This is a genomic window from Halobacillus sp. Cin3, from assembly GCF_947311855.1.
Classification (GTDB): domain Bacteria; phylum Bacillota; class Bacilli; order Bacillales; family Halobacillaceae; genus Halobacillus; species Halobacillus kuroshimensis.
Genome location: NZ_CAMZMV010000004.1, coordinates 343308 through 360286, shown reverse-complemented (window position 1 = coordinate 360286; position 16979 = coordinate 343308). Strand labels below are relative to the sequence as shown.

Sequence of the window (16979 nt, the reverse complement as noted above, 5' to 3'; positions counted from 1 at the left end):
TGAACCTCTCCCCTTTGTTAAGAATTCAGTCATTCATTCCTGTTCCATATTCATACAGCACACCATTTTCCCCTGGAATGGTCACCGGAAGTTTTCCTGAAGGATGGTTAGCCCCGAAAATAGTCGACGCAGTGGCTGTGAAACTCGCATCCCTGAACCCGTATTGAGCGATATAAGCGTCCACTTCTGGATAAGCCATCACATCATAAGGATTTCTGATCCCGACGCCGATGACCGGTCCTTCGGCGATCTCCAGAATTTCCTGCATCCGCTGCATCTGCGGGTGATTCTGTGATCTCGTCCAGACATTATACGTATAGGTGCCCGCAATGACATAATCCGCTTCTTGAAGAGCCGTCCGCTCTTCGGACGTAAAGGCCTCAGAATTGTGATCGATCAACGTTGTCCGGTCATGGATCTTCTTCACAGCCTCTGCTAAGGAGGAGCTGAATGAATCACCGACAACGACAATATGATCGTCTGTCTCTGCCTGCAGCGGCAGGACTTCCTCGTTCTTCACAAGAGTGATGGATTTCTCTGCTGCTTCCTTTTCCACCTGTCTATGTTCCTCTGAACCGACGACTTCTTCTGCATGCGCCACTTGATCCTCAAGCGCAGGCGGCTGTTCAGACTTGATGATTCCCCGTTTGATTTTCAGAGTGAGAATCCTCTCTACAGAATCCTCAATGGTTTGCATATCTATATCTCCTGTGTCAACAGCCTCATAAATTCCACCCGCCACTTCTTCGAGTCCTACCGGCATAAGGACGATATCAGTTCCGGCATTAATGGCGCGGATCACTGCATCCACAGGCCCGAAATGTTCCTGAATCGCATTCATATTCAACGCATCTGTAATGACAAGACCTTCGTATCCCATCTCTTCACGTATCAGACCCGTCAGCACTTTTTTAGACAAAGTGGCCGGCAGAGCGATTTCTTCGCCGTCCTTTTTGGAAACGACTTTCGTATCATCGATTTCCGGGAATGTGACATGAGCCGTCATGACAGCATCAACCCCGGCATCCATCACCTGTTGGAAGGGATACAATTCCACTTCTCTTAATCGTTCCTTGTCATACGGTACTTCCGGAAGGCCGATATGGGAATCGACAGCCGTGTCCCCGTGCCCCGGAAAGTGCTTCGCTGTGGCGGCTACACCTGTTTCCTGAAGTCCTGACATATAAGCCTGTCCCATATCTGCTACAAGCTCAGGGTTTCCGCCGAAGGACCTTACCCCTATCACCGGATTATCCGGGTTGTTATTGACATCCATATCAGGAGCCAGGTTCATATTTATACCAAGAGCAGACAGCTCTTCCCCGATCGCCCGGCCCACATCCTGACTGATGTTTTCCGAACGTGTGGCTCCTAAAGCCATATTCCCCGGGAAATCCGTCCCGGACTGCAGACGAGTCACAATTCCGCCTTCCTGGTCAATCGTGACAAGCAGTCCATGTTTCTCAGCCGCCGCTTGATAGTCCGCCACAAGCTCTGTCGTCTGAGCGGTTGTTACGACGTTCTCCCTGAATAAGATGACTCCGCCAAGATGATACTCTTTTACGAGATCCTCAATTTCAGGAAGCATTTTCGTAACATTCTTACCGTTCCAATTCCGGAAGTCCGGCATCAGCATCTGACCGACTTTTTCTTTCATCGACATGTTCTCCATCGCATGCTGAACCAGGTCGTATTTCTCTCCTTTATTTTTTTTAATTTGGATTTCCGACTGTTTTTTACCACCTTTAACGTAGACGAAAATCCAATCTTTATCCCGTCCATTCGATACAGCAACCCAGGACCTTCCAGGCTTCCCTGTGAAGGTCAACTGACCCTTGTCATCCACCTGGACCACTTTTTTATTCGAAGCTGTCCATGACAGCCCCTCTTCGACCTTTTTAAACGACCCATCACCGTACACATGTAAGGCCGTTAAGTCGAACTGTCCACCCTTCACAGTCACATCCGCCTGCGGGACATTTTCGAGGAGCATAAGTTCCGGTCTCTCCAATACCTCTTCTGCCTTTACAGACCCTTGTCCGGGGGGAAGTACAAGACCGAGCACCAGCACAAACAAGGCACTCCACTTTCCGATTGTCTTCATCTGCCATTCCTCCTTATCCTTATTTATTTGTAAAAGGGCCACGGGTATCCGGAGCCGCTTCTCCAAAACGATGAGATCGGAAAAAGCCGGTTTATGTATCGATTTTTTGAAAGCGTTTGCAAATTGTAATAAAAGCGTAACGAATTATGATATAGTCGTCTATACCACTTTAGGCCCTGATCAATCGCAAACTCCTATTTTTCCCATCCCTTCCTAATGCGTCCATTGAATCATTTTGAAATTTCATGTCAAAAATGACGAAATTCATTGTAAATAAAGTACAAAAGGCATCCCCGTTGTCAGGAGTGCCTTTTTCTTTACCGGCTGTACGTACCGATTTCCTCCAATGCGCGATCCGTCAGTGAGGTATCTACGGCTTTATCAAAATCAACGTCCCCACTTATGGCACCGTTCTCTTTGTACATCGTAAACTGCTTTTGAATATCTTCAACAAACATCCGCCCATTGGGATCAAGACCCGTGACACCGACCTTCTTCCATATGGCCGGGTCTTTCAGAGCTGTATGTTTCGTCATCATCCCAATCACTTCATCCAATCCTTCCCCGTATAGGAAGGCGTCGTTATAATCACGGATTCCTTTTAAATACGCCGCCATGAACCGGACAGAAACTTCTTCTTCTGTTTCAACGAAGCCTGGTGATCCGAGAACCATGGCAATTTGAGCATCGGGAGCATAATCGGTCGCATCTTTAAAGCGGACGTGAAGACCCTGTGCCTCTCCCTGGGTAATTAAAGGTTCGATCTGCAAGGCTGCATCGATTGACTTGCTGCCCATTGCTGCCAGCATATTCCCGAAATCGGACATCAGGACGAGTTCGACATCATCTTCTGTCAGACCGGCATGCTCAAGCATTCGTTGAAAAATGTAATCATCGACAGCATTTCTTGAAGAGACCGCAATCCGCTTCCCTTTCAAATCGGCATACTCCTGAATCTCCTCCTGCAGATCTTCGCGGATAACGAAGCTGAAATAAGAATTCCCTTCAAAGTAATGCCCTTTGTCGGCAATGATCTTTACATCAATGCCCTGAGCGATCGCGTTAAAGAAGGACGCTGTCGATACACCACCGGCAATATCCACTTCTCCAGCAGCAAGAGCCGGAAGCATATCATCACTATTGGCAAAACTCGTAAACCGGATATCGATATTGTAATCTTCAAAATACCCTTTTTCCTTCGCAATGTAAAAGCCGGCCCCGGAAGCCGCACCATCCTCTGCAATGACAACCGTCGTTTTCTTTTCAAGCGGCTCCATATCTCCCGACGGAGGGCTGCCATCTGTCTGTTTCTCCTCCTCTACGGCCCCACAGCCGAACAGAAGAAAAAGGAATAATAAAAACGAAAGCAGATAACAGACTTTTTTCACCATCATATCCCGACTCCTTTCAAATAGGGGAACGCGACTGCTGCACTTCGTTCTGCAGATGATTCCAGACGCTTACAAAATGAGCGGCCATTTCCGGGTCAGAGCGGATCTGCTCCATCGTCCGCGGTCTTGGTGACTGGATGTGGATTTCCTTAACGATCCTTCCCGGCTGCGCACTCATTAGAAGGATCCGGTCACTGAGAAGGAGGGCTTCATCAATGCTGTGGGTAATAAACAAGACCGTCTTTTTGGTTTCAGCCCAGATCGTCAGCAGCTCTTCCTGCAGGATGAATTTGTTCTGCTCATCCAAAGCAGCAAATGGTTCATCCATCAGAAGGATTTCCGGGTCATTGGCAAATGCTCTTGCAATGCTGACCCTCTGCTTCATCCCGCCCGACAGTTCACGGGGATATAACCCAGAAAACTTTTCCAACCCCGTCTTTTTGAGGTAATACGCTGTCCGTTCCTTTGTCACTACATCAGGCGTGCGTCTCATCTTCAGACCAAAGCTCACATTCCCTTCCACTGTCAGCCATGGAATGACACCCCGTTCTTGAAAAACCATCGACTGGAGCGGGCGCCCATCTTTCTCCCTTGTGATGGCAAACGACCCGGCACTCGGCTTTTCCAGCTCCGCCAATATTCGGAGCAGGGTCGTTTTTCCACAGCCGCTCGGGCCGAGCAGGCAGATGAATTCGCCGTCCTCGATGTTCATCGATATGTTTTCCAGCGCTGTTACCTTCGCATCTTTTTTATAAAAAACTTTCGTTAAATTGTTCATGACGATTTTTGTACTCATTGGATCACCTCCATGGAAGAAGCTTCACCTGCAGGCCGCGCAGCAGAACAGAGAATAGGTAGCCGAAGAACGAAATTACGATCAGCCCGACATACATCTCCTTCAACAGAAAGGCTTTATAGGACGTCCAAATAAGATAACCGATCCCTGAATTTGCTCCCATCATTTCAGCAGCCACAATCGTCAACAGGGCAATCGCCTGCCCCATCTGGATACCTTCGAGCATGACAGGCAGAGACCCCGGGAGGGCGATTTTGAAGAAAAACTGCCTTGATCCCGCCCCGTAATTTTTTGCTACATCCAGATAAATCCGGTCTATGTTCGTCACCCCGGCCACGGTGTTGATGACAACTGGAAAAAAGACACTGCCGGCAATTGTTACTATCTTCGAAACTTCGCCGACCCCAAACATAATAATGATGATCGGCAGCAGCGCAAGCGTAGGGATGGGCATAACAGCCATAATCAACGGAGAAAGAAAATGACGTGCCGGTGAATACAATCCCATAAATAGACCGATCGCCACCGCCGGGATAACCCCGAGTAAAAATCCTGCTGCAATCCGAAACAACGAAATCCCAATATGATGAAACAGCTCACCGCTCTGTCCCAGCTCCCAAAAAGTGAAGAGAATCGCACTCGGGGGTGGAAAGAAACGAGCATCAATCCATCCCATCCGCGAAAAACATTCCCAGAGCAGGAGCAGGAAAATCGGTGATGACACCGTCAGAGCCTGCTTCAAGCGGTGCTGACGCTGTCTCTGCTTCCATTCCTGCCGTTCCATTTGAACCGGATCATCGCGGATCTCCTTAGCGCGATGTATCATCTTTCACCACCTCAATGGATACTGTATGTGCGAAGGCCCAGATGTGTGAGTTTTCCATTTGTACCCTTGTTAAACGAGGTGCCTCGTTATACAATGGTTTTAGAATAATTTGGAAAAGGTGTGAATCTATGGACCGGGAAATCATGAAAGGCAGCATCGATATTCTCATGTTGAACTTAGTCAACCGCAGAGACATGTATGGTTATGAGATTGTCAAACACCTGAAAGAGCAGAGTGACCAGCTTTACAATATGAGCGAAGGCACCCTCTATCCCGCTTTGAAACGCCTGGAGCGCAAAGATTGGCTGACATCTTATTGGTCCGAAACTACCGGAGGACGCAGAAAATACTACCGCATCACCGATGAAGGCCGCACCATCCTGCAGCAGAAGCTTCAGGAATGGAAAAGTGTCAGCGACCTCATTTCTAAGACGTCGGAGGATATGGCATGAAAAATATTGAAAAGCATGTCAATCACATATTGAAGGAAATGCAGAGCACAAAAGAAGAACGGGAGGAAATCAGGGAAGAGTTGACCACTCACCTTACGAGCGCCAAACAAAAGTATATCAAAGAGGGGGAAAGTGAAAAAAGAGCGGAGAAACTGGCCATCAAGGATTTCGGGGATGCCGGCATGATCGGCGGCGGTATCCAGGAAAGTCTGTATCCTTTCCAACGGGGGCTCCTTTACATGATCGGGGCCGGTACCATCCTGCTTGGTATCTTCATCCACCTCACTGCGACGTTCTCGTTCGGGGACCCTTGGCCGGGATGGCTTGCCATCCAGATGTCGCTCGGAATGCTCGTCGTTTTGACTGCCATCAACATATCCTGGACCGGCCGGCATTATTGGTCCGTCAATGTGATTGTGTTCCTGACGATATTGTGGAATGCGTTCAACTATATGGTCGTACCCCAGTTTTATCAGCTGCAGGTCATCATCATAAGTCTTTTTATAGGCATTCTTATCCTCCTATGCCTGATCTTCATCGTACGGAATTCATATTACGCCACCACGAGTCCCTCTGCTGATAAAAACATACGGACGATGACGACAATCAGCCACATCATAAATATAATCTATGGCTTGATGATTTCAGGTGCCGGTTTGTTCATCACTTGGGGTGCACTCGTTTTCGGGGGCATGAATGCCATGGTATTTATGCCTCTGACAGCAGTGGCCGCCTGGCTGGCTTTTTACAAATATCAAATGAACATGATTGGAAGAAAGCCTGTCACAGCCATTTTTACCGGTCTATTGTTCTGCGCTCTGATTGTAGGCCTGCCACTTACACTATTAAGTTGGATATAAAGGAGGGTCTTTATAATGGATCTGCTTATTACGCTGGCCTGGTCGGTCTTTTTCATATTCCTTATCATTGCAGGATCGCTGGTGTGGATGAAAAAAAGAAAGGCCCTGCTTCTAACCACGCAAGCCTTGACCGGGTACGGAGCTTTCATCCTTATGGTTGGTTTACTGTTTCATTTAATCATAGGCATTTACGGAGTGATCTTCCTTCTTTCCGGAGCCGTTTCGCACGTTTTATCGAAAGACTATGCTAAAGGAAGGTGAACCTATTGTCGCTGATAAAGAAAAACATCCTGTTCATCAGCAGTATGGCCGTGCTGTTCGGCTTGTTGTACTGGACCGGTACATTCGCTGATTCTCCCGGCGGTCCGACCGGCCTCGGGGAAGCCCCTGATCTTTCCCATGATGATGAAACCATCGTCTTCACCTACCATCAGGACGGACACGGAAGTCTGTACACCGTTTCTTCCAGCGGTGGTGAAGCCGAGCGGTTGACGGAACCGGAGGAGGAAAAAGACGATACGCGTCCCGTTTTCGCTTCAGACGGTAAAATCGCCTTTCTCCGTCAATGGGAAGGCGATGTCCACCACCATCAACAGTTGATGCTGTGGGAGGAAGGGAAAACCACTCCTCTGCTTGATGAGGAAACGTACGTATCAGATATGAGTTTCTCTCCGGACGGCACCCAGTTATACCTTTTGAAAAATGAAGAATATAAGGACGTCTATGATGATGGCCGCACCCAGCCGACGGAATTCGATGTCTATAAACTGGCCATCGAATCCGGAGATATGGAAGAGGTCACCGACTTGAATTCGGTCTCCATCAATTCTCTGCAGGTCATCAGAGAAGAGGAGCTGCTTTACAAACTGGATTATGAAAAGCATGCCATCGAGCGCCTTCAATTACCATCCGGAGAAACGACGACGATGTGGCCGAAATCCCTGTCCTATTCGAAAGCCCAGGAGCCGGTCGTCAGCGGCCCGCGCTTATCCCCTGATGGAAACACGGTCGCCTTTTCCGATGTGGCCTCCACAAATGAAAAAGGCACCTTCGAATATGAAATCTTCACGATGACTCCCAATGGGGAAAACATCAAGCAGATTACAAAAAGCTCCGTTCAGGCAGGGCATCCCCTGTTTTTCCGTTCGTCTGAGCAGATTCTCTACACGATCGACCGGAACTTCGCAGGACGCGAACCCCAACGGGAATACTGGACTGTCGACACAGATGGAACAGACCGGAGACAGCTGAACATCACCATTCCATCTTCCGAGCAATAAAAAAAGCCCCGGAACCGGGGATCAGGAATGCCGATTACCAGGTGAAACCAACTCTATTCCAAATAGATGTACATGAAGCAGCCTACTAATGTCACGAGGAGCGTTCGGTGGTGACGCCTGCGGGAACAGCGCGAGCCGAAGATCCACTTGGGCAGGTGGTTTTCCTGTCCAAGTCAGCTGAGGCCGTGCCCGCGGCAGGCATCCACCGATAAGCGGAACGTGACCCTCCCCATGATAATAAGTGTTTATTCTACAATGCAGAACTTTATTTATCTTTATGCTGCTCGCTGGCCTCGATTTCTGAAGTAAGCTCTTCAATTTTCGTTTCCAACACTTTCATAAAAGTACTCTTATTGCCGGCCATATGTTTAGGGCGGATGGCTTCACCAAAAAAGGAAGCCATCTGATCCTCCATTTGGTGAAGGAGCTTTTCCTCTTCCTTCTTCCTTTTATCGGCAGCCGTCTGCCATTTTTGGAGTTCTCCTTTTAACTGACGAACCTGCTCCTGCTCGACTTTGTACTGCTTTTTCATCTCTTCCAGTTCCTTTTTCCGCAGAGAGGCATCTTTTTGGAGAGAAGCTTTCTCCTGCTTTTCTTTTTGAAGCAGGCGCTGACTTTCCAAGTAATTGTTCATTAAGAAGGCTTGGTCCTGCAGAATCCGGCGTGTCCGTCTTCCCTCTTCCACGAACAACTTTTCCAATTCTGCGGCCTTCTTATGCCATTCCTTTTGTTTCTCCTGCTCCCTTTGGATCTCCACTTTCAGTTCGGCATAACTTTTCTGCAGCATGGACGTATCCCGCTGAGACTGAAAAAAGCGCTGCTGATATTCCCCAAGCTCGGCCTCGACCTGTTTCCTTCTAGCTTCTTCCTGTTTTTCAGATTCTTTCAGATCAACGACATGGGCCTGCCACTTCTTGATTTCTGCTTTATAATGCTCTTCCTCCGTCCGGGCTTTTTCCAGCTGAAGTTCGTACGTCTGGTTTCTTTTAGCCAGTTCACCTTTCAGCACCGCTTCTTCTTCCGACCAGCGACCGCTTTCCTGCTTCAATTGTTCATTTTCATTTTTCAAACTCTCCAGCATGGAGTAGTGATAGTTTTCCTGATAATCTTGTACCTTTTTCTTATATTTATCCAACTCTGAGCGGTAATAAATCACTTTCTGCTGCAGTTGTACAGCGTCTTTATTCATCACTTCCGCCTCCTCCATCCATACATTTCATCCATAGGCAAACGTTGTCCATCTATCCTTCTTTTCTATCCTATGAACCTTCACGTATAAATATCACCACCCTCACAAGCATCATCTTCCCTGTTTGGGTCAAAGCGCCGTTTCGCTTTCATCACATGTGCTTATGATAGTAAAGAAGGGAGGGGAAAGGATGAGTCACAACGATCAACCTAAGAAAACGGATGCTGCGCCTTTACAGAGACCTCCACGCCGAAAGCCGCGTAAAGGTGGCTGCTGTGGTAAACGCCGATAAATAAAAAACGTCTAGGAGCTTGACACCTAGACGTTTTGCATGTTCTTTATGCGGCTGGATCAATAAGGGTGTAATTCCGATTTTCTCCGATGATTTCTGTTTCTTCAGGAACACGGATATAGACGGCCTCCTCGCCCCACTCGATACGGCTTCCCCACTCCCGGCCCCCGGGATTTTGGGAAAACTGAGTAAAAGGAAATTCAGAGGTGAACATTTGGTAATGGACATCAACCGGATTTTCCACGCTCACCGTCAAAGTTTGCTGATTCATGACCAAAGTCGGTTTGAATTCTTCCTGGACTTTTAAACCATCCACGTAGATCGGCGAGCGGTAATAAGAGGCTTGAATCTTCCCGGTTAGATCAGAAGTTTTTTCTATGAAAATACCCGGCCCACCTTCGTTTTCCACATAGGCTTCAAGTGTCAATGAGTGATCCTGAAGCTCAAAAGACCACTCTTTGACAAGGGTATCCTTGTTTACCTCATCCACTTTTCCCTCGGCAATCAACATAGGGATGGATATTTCTGATCGGTTTTTTGAATGTGTGCTTTCCTCATTCATTGAAGCTGTTGTTTCAGAAGGAAGGAAAGTAGAGACAATCATCGATACCAGCAGAAGGACGAAATACCCTCCAAGCATCCATAACCCCGTTTTCCCCTGCCCCAGGCGCATTTTCATTGTTCCTATAGAAGAAAACGCAGTGACGGCGACGACCAGTGCAAGAATAAGTATAGGCAGCAGAACCATCATCTTTTCACTTCCAATCGGTTTGAGATGAGAAAGGCGGTAACATAAGCAGCTGTACTGACAGCCAGACTCTTCATGATAAACAGCCAGAAATTCTGTTCAGAAAAAAGGAATTGGAAAAAGAAGCGATCCATGGAGTACCCTGCGCTTTCCAAAGAAATCAAGAGGCCGATAAATAAGACGGGAAGCAGGATAACGAACATTTTGTTCCACTGGACTATCATCCCCGCAGCATAACCGAAGCCTGCAAACATAAAGATGGTCAGGATGAGCGATACAAGGCCCATGACATAGATTCCTGCTCCTTCTGCCCCGTTATTGCTCAAAAGCTCCTGTGAGGTAAAAAGAAAGACAACCACTTTTAAGAGATATCCAGAGAGCGAAGCTGCGAACCCTGCAATCGAGCAGATGATCCACAAATAGATAATTGTAGACAACGTACCGCTCGTGCGGTTCGTAACAAACGCAAAATCATCTTCTCTGTAGGCTTTGGTTGTCAGAAGCAACGCGGTTATAAATCCCCAGAAAATCGTGAAAATCATAATCATATCTGCATTGTAATACTCAACCCGAATATTGTAGTTCATTCCGCCAGAACTGCTCATTCCTGTACCATTCAACGAGAAAAGAACGGCCAGAAGCTGAATGACCACTAACGACGTAAACACGCTGATATAGGCACGCCATTTATAGCTGACTTGTTTTTTGACCACTTCCGCTGTTGATATGTCCGCTGAATACATCATCCAAGCCCCCTTTCCCATTTGCTTCTTCTGTCATATAAACGAAGGCATCGCTCGCTGAAACGGCTGAAAGCTGGACACCATTCCGCTTCAACTCTTCTTTTTCCACCGTTGTTAAATCATTCTCAAGGATGATGGTCTTTTCGTAAGGACCCTGCTTCTCTTCATATAAGAAAACCTTATGCTTCATCCACTCCGGCATGGATTCGTTCCGTCCGGATACCGCAACCGCATAGGATTTCATGTCTTCCATAGAGGTATGCAGGAGAAGATTTCCTTTTTGCAGGACGATGATCTCTTCCAAAAGATCCTCCACCTCCTCAAGATGATGAGTGGATAGTAAGATCGTCCGCGGGTATGCCAGATAGTCTTTTAATAAGGCTCTGTAAAAATCCTTCCGAACCGCGGCATCCATCCCTGTAGTGGGTTCGTCAAAAATCGTAAGAGCCGAACAGGAGGCCAGGCCGATAATCATATTAAATGTGCTCTCTTTTCCTTTGGACAGCTCGTTGTGATGACCTTTTGGGTGAAAACCGAAATAGTCAAACAAGTTCATCGCAAGTGTATGATCCCAATTATGATAAAAGCGGCGTCCCTCCTCTAAAATTTCCTTTAGCGTTAAGGACGTTGGAAAATTCATCTGATTATCAATGTAGATACTGTTGGCCGATACCAATAGATTGTTGAACGGGCGGTTCCCATAGACCTCAGCTTCTCCATCACTTTCTTTCAAAAGACCTGCGAGAATCTTTAACAAGGTCGTTTTCCCTGCTCCGTTCCGACCGGCAAGACCTATGATTTTATTCTCCTCCATGGAGAAGGATACCCCATGGAGTGCTGTTCTTCTGCCGTACTTTTTCGTGACTTCTTTGCATTGAACGGCTTTCATTCTGATCCCCCCTTCCAGGAATTCCGGATAAGTTCAATAATCTCATTCTCTGACATTTGAAGATAACCGGCTTCTGTCACCACATCGTCAATCAACTGCTTTAATGTCTGGTTCTTCCGTTTCTCGATAATCATCTGCCTTGCCCCTTCGGCAACAAATTTACCGATTCCCCGCTTATCATAAAGAATCCCTTCCTCTGCCAATTTTGTAAGCCCTTTTGCCGCTGTTGCGGGATTGATATTGTATATGTCCGCCAGCTTATACTGCGAATAAACCTTCTCATCCACGTTCAAACCGCCATTCATGATTTCACTTTCGATCCATTTTGCGATTTGTATATAAATTGGTTTCATGCCATCTGTATCCAGGATCACTTTGATCACCTTCTCTCCGAATGGGTGCATTAGTGTTGTAATGTAGTATATTACACATTAGTTCTTTTGACAATAATATCCACACAAAAAAAGCTGATCTTATAAAAGATCAGCTTCCTGCCACCGGACAATTTGAAAATCAGCTTCGTTTTTGAAGGTCCACACAGAGTTTCTGATACGCTTTAGACTCCTCCATCATCTGTTTATCCTGATACACTTTGGCAAGCCATTGGAGAGGCTCAGGACGGTCGGGCTGAAGCTCCATCTCCATTTGGAAACATTCCAGAGCCTGATCCAGCTGGTGGAAACTATAATACCCTTCCCCAAGTTCAAGAAGGTGATCCAGATCACCCGAAATCTCTTTCATCCGCACGATTTTCTCAAACGATGGGGATTGTTCAGACAAAGGTCGTATTCTCTCGATGATTTCTTCCATCTCCATCTTTTCAAACAAGGCTTCGATATATTTCTCTACCAGGTGTCCCGTCGATTCCGGTAGAACTGGAAGGACTTTTTCCAAAAGGATATGAACCGCATCAAGGGACTGGCGCATGTCGATTTCATCAAGCATAGCCGCGGCCGATGCCATTTGATCTGAGTGCGGTTGGATGTCAAAGCGTTGAACAATGCCGGCCGATGGTTCTACTAAACGTTGGTCAAGATAGCGGTCAAACAGGAAATCCGTGACTTGATCATAGGAAGGACGACTGGATATGAGTGGTTCCAGCAAGGACATTTGGTCCTCGGGCTCAAAGGTGTCCTTCACCAAATGAAGGAACGCTGCTGATTCTTCAGCAGATAAGGATGGGGGCAGGGAGTTGATCCTGTGGACAAGGTGTTCCACTTCCCTGTTTTCGTTAAGAAGGAGGCGTGACTTCTCTTCCATCGATGCATGTTCTTCGGCGTACAAGCGGTCGCGTTTGAATAAGGAAGCCTCCTGCGTTTCGTAAGCTTCTGATGCGGAAGCAAAAGCGAGGTCATGGCTGATTTCCTGTACGAACCGGCTCTCAGGCGCCAGACGCACCATTTCCCGTACAATTGTGTAGGATTCAAACATTTTCCCTTCCCGTCTACACGTATAAAAGATAGCTTTAATATCAGCAAGCAGTTGTTTTTTAGGAATAAAAGATTCAAAGAGAGTGAGGATCCGGCTTTGTTCCTGCCTTGTAAAATGCCGGGCGGCTTTCTTTTTCAACTGGGGATAGTTGATTTTCTGAAGGGGTTTTTCCGCGTCTATCAATCTGGTCAGGAGGGGATTCGGCTGGTCATAAACCAAGCCTTCTTTCCATACACGGGAAGCGTAGGAGGTCCGCTTCATCTTTTTAGTCTTAACAGCCGTCAGGAAGGTCTGCTTAAAAAAGAACAGCAGCCAGCAGTTTTCATCATCATATCCTTCTATCAGCTGTGTCTGTTCAAAAAAGGCAGCCCGCCCCGCTTTTAAACGTAAAGGCTGTTTCTGCTTCGGAATCGACAGGTGTATCATCGTCATACAATCAACCTCCTTTAATTCTACCTTCACTATACCATAACTTTTTCCAATCCCTCCAACTAAAAAATATAAGCCAACGCCGTGCGGCAGGCACATCCTCCCTCTTGCAGCACGGTTGATAGAAGGTTTACCTTGTAACACTGATGTTACATATGTAACAAATCCCCTCCCTTACAAAAGCTGTCAAGGCGCACTTTTATGAAATTTATAATCGAAATGGATAACTCTTCCTAAACTTCCTTGTGCGCTCTATTAAATTATGAGACTATTCTGTCCACGCCGCCGTTGGGTTCAGTCGTTCTTCCCCAGGGGTTCTCCCCATATGCTCTATCTCTCAGAATGGTAGTTTCCAGATTCAACCTCCTATATTACATGATCTTGATGGTACGATAGAGTTGTTCCAAACAACACAACTCATCAAGGAGGAATTTCAGATTATGAAAAAGCCACTTATTCTGACAGGCGCACTTGCGCTGTCTCTACTAGCATCACCAGCCACATCCCTTGCTTCTACAGGTGAGGTTCAGAAAGACTATCAGGTTCAAACGAAAACCATTCAAATAGATTCCAGTCAGGTGAACGACTGGGTAAAACAAAATGAAGAGGCATTGAAAAATGGTCAATATGATCAATTGGATGTACAGTCTCTGCTTAAACAATTCAATTGGAATGCCCAGCCTTCTGAGCAGGCACCCGTAGAAGAGCAGCCGGCTCAGCAACAGGAGCCTGCGCAACCGGCACCTGAAGAAGCAGCACCACAGCCGGCACCTGAAGAAACAGCAGCACCAGAGGAAGAAGCTCAAGCGCAGGACTCCGTCCAGGAAGAGAACGCCTCTTCTGACGTATCCGCTTTTGAAAAAGAAGTGGTGGAACTGACAAACCAGGAACGTGAAAAGCAGGGACTTGAACCACTGAAGCTTGATACAGCACTAAGTGGAGTCGCTGATGACAAATCTCTGGATATGCAGAACAATGACTATTTCTCCCACAACAGCCCGACGTACGGTTCTCCATTTGATATGATGGATCAATACGGCATTGATTACCGTACAGCCGGTGAAAACATCGCAATGGGGCAGACGTCTCCTGAACAGGTTGTCGAAGGCTGGATGAACAGCCAGGGACACCGAGAAAATATTATGAACCCTGACTTCACCCACATCGGTGTAGGTCACGCCGAAGAAGGCAACTACTGGACACAAATGTTCATTGGTAAATAACAGCCGATAGAAAAAAGCCACCGGATTTCCGGTGGCTTTTTAGCTTATAGAGAAACCTTTTTTCTAGTGACTCCAAAGGGGTGGTCATCAATACTTGGTCATGGATAGGATTTTTCCCACGCAGACGGCAGTAACGCAGCCGGTTCTGGTCTATTGAAACGGCGAAGAAGCTATGCTCAACGTTCACTTTTATCATAGGGTAAAGCTGTTTCCCCACAGGCATCGTCTTGAGGAGCGCTCAGTGGTGACGCCTGCGGGAACAGCGTGAGCCGAAGATCCACTTGGTCCAATGGTTTTCTTGACCAAGTTAGCTGAGGCTGTGCCCGCGGCAGGCATCCACCGATAAGCGGAACGTGTCCCCCTCAACACGACATGCGGACAACTCTAACTGGATGACACGGATTTTTCTATATCTATCGGGTAGGTCTTTCGTCCAAAATGACTTTTTTTCTTTTTTATGGGAAGAAAAAGTATTGCCTTTTGTCAGAATATTTCATAAAATCAATCATACTTTAACTATATCAAATAAGAAGGAAGTGTTCGTTTGAATAAACATACAGTGAGCCACCTCTATCATGTCTGCCCCCTGTGTCAGGGAACAGGGGCTTATAAGGAATATGATGACAGCAAGGCCAATATGATTATGGATCATTACAGCCGCGTCAATCATGCCAGTGAGAAAGCGGCTTGGAAACTGGCCGTCGAGGAAACCAGTTATGAAACCAAGTGCAGCCGCTGTCACGGAAGCGGTCACGTATTGAATGATGAGGGAGAGGAAGTGTACAAGGCACTGAAGCAGTTCGCTTGAATCCTCCACGGAAGACGGGCATGAAGCCCGTCTTTTTTTATAGGTTCTCCTCCAACAGATGAACAGCACGGTCTGTTGTTTCTTTCATGGTATCGGCGATTTTCCCATTATCAGCCGTCAACGACTCCACTGTTGCACTCATCTGCTCCATCCCGGCGCTCGACTCTTCGATGACGGCTGCCAGGTCTCCGCTCCAGCGATCAATTTCCGTACTGCTTTCTACAACCCGGCCCGCCGCTTCATTCGTTTGATCAAAGCTCTGATTGATGTTTATAAGCACGCGGCTCAGCTCCTGGAAGGTGCCGTGTATATCTGTAGAAGAAGATTGTATCGAAGACATCTTCTCTACACTCACCTCCATCTTGGATAAGGTTTCCGTATTGTTCTGGCTGACTTCAAAAAGATTTTCAGTGATTTGATCAGCCGCCCGCTTGGTTACTTCTGCAAGCTTGCGGATTTCTTCAGCGACAACAGAAAAGCCCCTGCCGGCTTCCCCTGCTCTCGCAGCCTCAATGGACGCATTTAAAGCGAGAAGATTCGTCTGCTCTGAAATTTTCTTAATATCTTTAGAGAAGCTGTCGGTTTCCTTTACTTTTTCACTAAGTGTATAGAAGGTTTCTTTCAAGTCATGGATAAACGCGTGAACCTCCTCCACCCCTTTGGTAAACCTATGTACCTTTGTTTTTCCTTCTCCGGTCAATTCCCCTGCACGGCCGGTCTCTTCCTTCAAAGTCTCCATAAGACCGCTCAACTCTTCCATTTCGGAACGCGAGGAACTGGACTGGTCGGAAATGGCTGTAATCTGTCCGCTCTGATGATGACTTCCAGCCGCTACTTCCTGAATGGCATGCCTCATTTCTGCCTGCGATACACGATTCCGCTGTACATGCTCGTTCACTTTGGACAAATCATCAATGATCACACTTACATGCTCTTCCAGTGTACGGCGTTTTTCCAGTTCCACCTTGGAGCGTTGTTCGGCTTCCTGAAGGAGCTTTCTGATAAATGTATCCTGGCGGTTGCCAAGGTAGATCAAGACTCCGAGAAGAAGACCCATGAGGATGTAGACCAAAAGGATTGTCGGTGCCTCCTCAAGAATGGCGTCCTTGTTGACCGTACTTAAAAAAGTGCCTGTAAGAATCGTGACCAATCCGAGTCCATATCCAAGCGCAAAGACAGCCGCCTTGTAATGAACGACAGAAAAGATGGCCAGGAAATAACTTACTAATATAATGGTCCATCCCCCGCCCGTCACCCATATCCCGGCCATTGTAAATACCTGGACGAGAACGACGCTGACGTAAGGGAACCAGCTGTCTTTTTTCATAACAAATGTAAGGACCGTATACAAAAGCGTATACAAAAGCGTTTCTGCGCCGAACATCGCCACAGCCGCCATGTCTTGTTCTACGAAAGACTTCAAAAAAGCAACCACAAGTGAGATCCCGAAACCAACAAATAAAAGGCCGTTCTTCTTCTTCATGTCCTTATGCTTCATTGCTTCTACGTTATTCATAC

17 protein-coding genes are annotated in these 16979 nt (G+C 47.0%); 6 read left to right on the top strand and 11 right to left on the bottom strand.

From position 1 onward, the window contains the following. Nucleotides 1–25: 25 nt before the first annotated feature. From QMA39_RS14885 to QMA39_RS14870, 4 genes are all read right to left on the bottom strand, one after another. The gene (locus QMA39_RS14885) at nt 26–2104 is read right to left on the bottom strand and encodes a glycoside hydrolase family 3 protein (protein ID WP_281659203.1); all 2079 of its coding nucleotides are present in this window, start codon (nt 2102–2104) and stop codon (nt 26–28) included. 317 nt (nt 2105–2421) lie between these two features. After that, nucleotides 2422–3495 (bottom strand): ABC transporter substrate-binding protein, encoded by a 1074-nt coding sequence (locus QMA39_RS14880; protein ID WP_206934345.1) that lies wholly within the window; start codon nt 3493–3495, stop codon nt 2422–2424. 16 nt (nt 3496–3511) lie between these two features. Next, the gene (locus QMA39_RS14875; RefSeq protein WP_027956256.1) at nt 3512–4291 is read right to left on the bottom strand and encodes an ABC transporter ATP-binding protein; all 780 of its coding nucleotides are present in this window, start codon (nt 4289–4291) and stop codon (nt 3512–3514) included. Between the two features lie 4 nt (nt 4292–4295). Further along, the gene (locus tag QMA39_RS14870) at nt 4296–5117 is read right to left on the bottom strand and encodes an ABC transporter permease (protein ID WP_281659202.1); all 822 of its coding nucleotides are present in this window, start codon (nt 5115–5117) and stop codon (nt 4296–4298) included. 128 nt (nt 5118–5245) lie between these two features. Here QMA39_RS14870 and QMA39_RS14865 point away from each other — a divergent pair, with 128 nt between their 5' ends. From QMA39_RS14865 to QMA39_RS14850, 4 genes are read left to right on the top strand one after another with little or no spacing between them, the layout of a single operon-like run. After that, nucleotides 5246–5569 (top strand): helix-turn-helix transcriptional regulator, encoded by a 324-nt coding sequence (locus QMA39_RS14865; RefSeq protein ID WP_206934058.1) that lies wholly within the window; start codon nt 5246–5248, stop codon nt 5567–5569. After that, entirely contained in the window at nt 5566–6429 is an 864-nt protein-coding gene (locus QMA39_RS14860) for a permease prefix domain 1-containing protein (RefSeq protein WP_206934055.1), read from the top strand. The genes QMA39_RS14865 and QMA39_RS14860 overlap by 4 nt, the downstream gene beginning before the upstream one ends. Before the next feature lie 15 nt (nt 6430–6444). After that, complete coding sequence (locus tag QMA39_RS14855; RefSeq protein WP_206934053.1) at nt 6445–6690, top strand: hypothetical protein; 246 nt, start codon at nt 6445–6447, stop codon at nt 6688–6690. A gap of 5 nt (nt 6691–6695) precedes the next feature. After that, nucleotides 6696–7709, top strand: a complete 1014-nt coding sequence (locus tag QMA39_RS14850) for a hypothetical protein (protein WP_281659201.1) — start codon at nt 6696–6698, stop codon at nt 7707–7709. A gap of 265 nt (nt 7710–7974) precedes the next feature. On the opposite strand, the gene QMA39_RS14845 is transcribed toward QMA39_RS14850, so the two are convergent. The 6 genes from QMA39_RS14845 to QMA39_RS14820 all read right to left on the bottom strand — a co-directional run bounded on the left by QMA39_RS14845 (nt 7975) and on the right by QMA39_RS14820 (nt 13433). Continuing rightward, nucleotides 7975–8898, bottom strand: coding sequence for a hypothetical protein (locus QMA39_RS14845; RefSeq protein WP_281659200.1), 924 nt, complete (start codon nt 8896–8898; stop codon nt 7975–7977). Nucleotides 8899–9236: 338 nt separating this feature from the next. After that, nucleotides 9237–9941: a hypothetical protein gene (locus tag QMA39_RS14840; protein WP_281659199.1), complete on the bottom strand. Its 705-nt coding sequence runs from the start codon at nt 9939–9941 to the stop codon at nt 9237–9239. Continuing rightward, nucleotides 9938–10684, bottom strand: a complete 747-nt coding sequence (locus QMA39_RS14835; RefSeq protein ID WP_206934045.1) for a hypothetical protein — start codon at nt 10682–10684, stop codon at nt 9938–9940. The genes QMA39_RS14840 and QMA39_RS14835 overlap by 4 nt, the downstream gene beginning before the upstream one ends. Further along, nucleotides 10626–11570: an ABC transporter ATP-binding protein gene (locus tag QMA39_RS14830; RefSeq protein WP_281659198.1), complete on the bottom strand. Its 945-nt coding sequence runs from the start codon at nt 11568–11570 to the stop codon at nt 10626–10628. The genes QMA39_RS14835 and QMA39_RS14830 overlap by 59 nt, the downstream gene beginning before the upstream one ends. Beyond that, nucleotides 11567–11953 carry a GntR family transcriptional regulator gene (locus tag QMA39_RS14825; RefSeq protein ID WP_348646624.1) on the bottom strand — a complete coding sequence of 129 codons (387 nt, stop codon included), beginning with the start codon at nt 11951–11953 and terminating at the stop codon, nt 11567–11569. Before QMA39_RS14825 ends, QMA39_RS14830 begins: the two co-directional genes overlap by 4 nt. 130 nt (nt 11954–12083) lie before the next feature. After that, nucleotides 12084–13433 carry a hypothetical protein gene (locus QMA39_RS14820; RefSeq protein WP_281659197.1) on the bottom strand — a complete coding sequence of 450 codons (1350 nt, stop codon included), beginning with the start codon at nt 13431–13433 and terminating at the stop codon, nt 12084–12086. A 437-nt stretch (nt 13434–13870) separates the two neighbouring features. On the opposite strand from QMA39_RS14820, the gene QMA39_RS14815 reads away from it, so the two are divergent. Together QMA39_RS14815 and QMA39_RS14810 are read left to right on the top strand one after the other, a co-directional pair. Beyond that, complete coding sequence (locus tag QMA39_RS14815; RefSeq protein ID WP_281659196.1) at nt 13871–14653, top strand: CAP domain-containing protein; 783 nt, start codon at nt 13871–13873, stop codon at nt 14651–14653. A gap of 544 nt (nt 14654–15197) precedes the next feature. After that, a complete protein-coding gene (locus tag QMA39_RS14810) occupies nt 15198–15461 on the top strand; it encodes a hypothetical protein (protein WP_027955822.1) in 264 nt (87 codons plus the stop codon). Nucleotides 15462–15498: 37 nt separating this feature from the next. Here the strand turns inward: QMA39_RS14810 and QMA39_RS14805 are convergent, their stop codons facing one another. Continuing rightward, complete coding sequence (locus QMA39_RS14805; protein WP_281659195.1) at nt 15499–16977, bottom strand: methyl-accepting chemotaxis protein; 1479 nt, start codon at nt 16975–16977, stop codon at nt 15499–15501. Between the last annotated feature and the right edge of the window lie 2 nt (nt 16978–16979).

Bases quoted from the DNA above. Each gene is read 5' to 3' on its own strand.
- QMA39_RS14885 (WP_281659203.1), bottom strand. From the start codon at position 2,104: ATGAAGACAATCGGAAAGTGGAGTGCCTTGTTTGTGCTGGTGCTCGGT.
- QMA39_RS14880 (WP_206934345.1), bottom strand. From the start codon at position 3,495: ATGGTGAAAAAAGTCTGTTATCTGCTTTCGTTTTTATTATTCCTTTTT.
- QMA39_RS14875 (WP_027956256.1), bottom strand. From the start codon at position 4,291: ATGAGTACAAAAATCGTCATGAACAATTTAACGAAAGTTTTTTATAAA.
- QMA39_RS14870 (WP_281659202.1), bottom strand. From the start codon at position 5,117: ATGATACATCGCGCTAAGGAGATCCGCGATGATCCGGTTCAAATGGAA.
- QMA39_RS14865 (WP_206934058.1), top strand. From the start codon at position 5,246: ATGGACCGGGAAATCATGAAAGGCAGCATCGATATTCTCATGTTGAAC.
- QMA39_RS14860 (WP_206934055.1), top strand. From the start codon at position 5,566: ATGAAAAATATTGAAAAGCATGTCAATCACATATTGAAGGAAATGCAG.
- QMA39_RS14855 (WP_206934053.1), top strand. From the start codon at position 6,445: ATGGATCTGCTTATTACGCTGGCCTGGTCGGTCTTTTTCATATTCCTT.
- QMA39_RS14845 (WP_281659200.1), bottom strand. From the start codon at position 8,898: ATGAATAAAGACGCTGTACAACTGCAGCAGAAAGTGATTTATTACCGC.
- QMA39_RS14840 (WP_281659199.1), bottom strand. From the start codon at position 9,941: ATGATGGTTCTGCTGCCTATACTTATTCTTGCACTGGTCGTCGCCGTC.
- QMA39_RS14835 (WP_206934045.1), bottom strand. From the start codon at position 10,684: ATGATGTATTCAGCGGACATATCAACAGCGGAAGTGGTCAAAAAACAA.
- QMA39_RS14830 (WP_281659198.1), bottom strand. From the start codon at position 11,570: ATGAAAGCCGTTCAATGCAAAGAAGTCACGAAAAAGTACGGCAGAAGA.
- QMA39_RS14820 (WP_281659197.1), bottom strand. From the start codon at position 13,433: ATGACGATGATACACCTGTCGATTCCGAAGCAGAAACAGCCTTTACGT.
- QMA39_RS14815 (WP_281659196.1), top strand. From the start codon at position 13,871: ATGAAAAAGCCACTTATTCTGACAGGCGCACTTGCGCTGTCTCTACTA.
- QMA39_RS14805 (WP_281659195.1), bottom strand. From the start codon at position 16,977: ATGAATAACGTAGAAGCAATGAAGCATAAGGACATGAAGAAGAAGAAC.